This window comes from Pseudomonas sp. NPDC086278, assembly GCF_050280905.1.
Classification (GTDB): Bacteria; Pseudomonadota; Gammaproteobacteria; order Pseudomonadales; family Pseudomonadaceae; genus Aquipseudomonas.
In genome coordinates this window covers 1-1,531 of sequence record NZ_JBNNWE010000213.1, presented here as the reverse complement: position 1 = coordinate 1,531, position 1,531 = coordinate 1, and the positions used below count along the sequence as shown (strand labels likewise).

3 protein-coding genes are annotated in these 1,531 nt (G+C 54.1%); all 3 read left to right on the top strand.

Translation table 11 applies throughout. The annotated features are described in order from the left end of the window. Positions 1-1,045: preprotein translocase subunit SecY (secY, locus tag ACQKP4_RS29035; protein ID WP_427637436.1), on the top strand; the 1,045-nt coding region annotated here is incomplete at its 5' end. Positions 1,046-1,072: 27 nt separating this feature from the next. Next, positions 1,073-1,189, top strand: a complete 117-nt coding sequence (gene rpmJ / locus ACQKP4_RS29030; RefSeq protein ID WP_002555468.1) for a 50S ribosomal protein L36 — start codon at positions 1,073-1,075, stop codon at positions 1,187-1,189. A gap of 130 nt (positions 1,190-1,319) precedes the next feature. Next, a partial coding sequence (gene rpsM / locus ACQKP4_RS29025) for a 30S ribosomal protein S13 (RefSeq protein WP_427637435.1) occupies positions 1,320-1,531 on the top strand: 212 nt, incomplete at its 3' end.

Sequence of the window (1,531 nt, the reverse complement as noted above, 5' to 3'; positions counted from 1 at the left end):
CGCGCGCAACATCGGGGGCGACCTGTTCGTGTCGATCTTCCTTATCGGCCTGATCGTCGGCCAGTTCGCCTCGGGCCTCTCGGCGCAGGCCAGCGCTCTCGTTCAGGCAATTGGCATGTCCATTGGTCTGGCAGGGCAGGGCGTTGCGTTCACTGGTGACTTTGGCTTCCATTTCGTCGCGGTATCCACTTTTGTGGCTGGTGCGATGTTCATGATGTGGCTGGGTGAGCAGATTACTGAGCGTGGTGTTGGCAACGGTATCTCGATGTTGATTTTTTCGGGTATCGTCGCCGGTCTTCCGAGAGCGATAGGGCAGTCTTTCGAGTCTGCACGTCAGGGTGATATCAATATCTTCGCCCTGGTTGCCATCGGTTTGCTGGCAGTAGCGATTATCGGTTTTGTGGTGTTCATTGAGCGTGGCCAGCGTCGTATTGCTGTTCACTACGCCAAGCGTCAGCAGGGCCGCAAGGTTTTTGCTGCGCAGACCAGCCACTTGCCGCTGAAGGTGAACATGGCCGGTGTTATTCCGGCCATTTTCGCGAGCAGCATTTTGCTGTTCCCGGCTTCGTTGGGTGCCTGGTTCGGTCAGTCTGAAGGTATGGGCTGGTTGCAGGACATCTCACAGTCGATCGCTCCTGGTCAGCCGTTGAATATTCTGCTGTTTAGTGCAGGGATTATTTTCTTCTGCTTCTTCTATACGGCGTTGATGTTCAATCCGAAAGACGTAGCGGAAAACCTGAAGAAGTCCGGTGCCTTTATTCCGGGCATCCGTCCAGGTGAGCAGTCCGCGCGCTACATTGATGGCGTTTTGACTCGCTTGACCATGTTCGGTGCTCTTTACATGACGGCCGTGTGCTTGTTGCCCCAGTTCCTGGTGGTTGCAGCAAACGTACCGTTCTACCTTGGCGGGACCTCGTTGCTGATCGTCGTCGTGGTTGTGATGGACTTCATGTCCCAAGTACAATCGCACCTCGTTTCGCACCAGTACGAATCCCTGATGAAGAAAGCCAACCTGAAGGGTTACGGCAGCGGCATGTTGCGCTGAGTACCCATAAGGTTCGAGGAGTTGGTGATGAAAGTTCGTGCATCGGTGAAAAAGCTGTGCCGTAACTGCAAGATTATTCGCCGCGAAGGTGTTGTTCGAGTAATTTGCAGCGCGGAACCGCGTCACAAACAGCGCCAAGGCTGAGTGTGATTGTGCTTCAAGCCCGGTAGCTAGTGCGCTACCGGGTTGATTATTTGTTATTACAGCGATATTATCTCGCGCCCTATTTCTTGGCTTCCGGGGCGTAGGTAGCTGTCAATTGGAGTCCCACTGAATGGCCCGTATTGCAGGCGTTAACATTCCAGATAACAAGCATACTGTTATCTCGCTGACCTACATCTATGGTGTTGGTCGCACTACTGCACAGAAGATCTGTGCAGTGACTGGGGTAATAACCGGCGTCGCACAACTGCTTGAGCAATGGGATGGCATTAGGTTGCGCCAACGGCTCGCCGCCGGTGACACAGACATAACGCGGGCGGAAAC

Excerpts from the sequence above, each read along its gene's own strand:
- rpmJ (WP_002555468.1), top strand. The coding sequence starts at position 1,073 with ATGAAAGTTCGTGCATCGGTGAAAAAGCTGTGCCGTAACTGCAAGATT.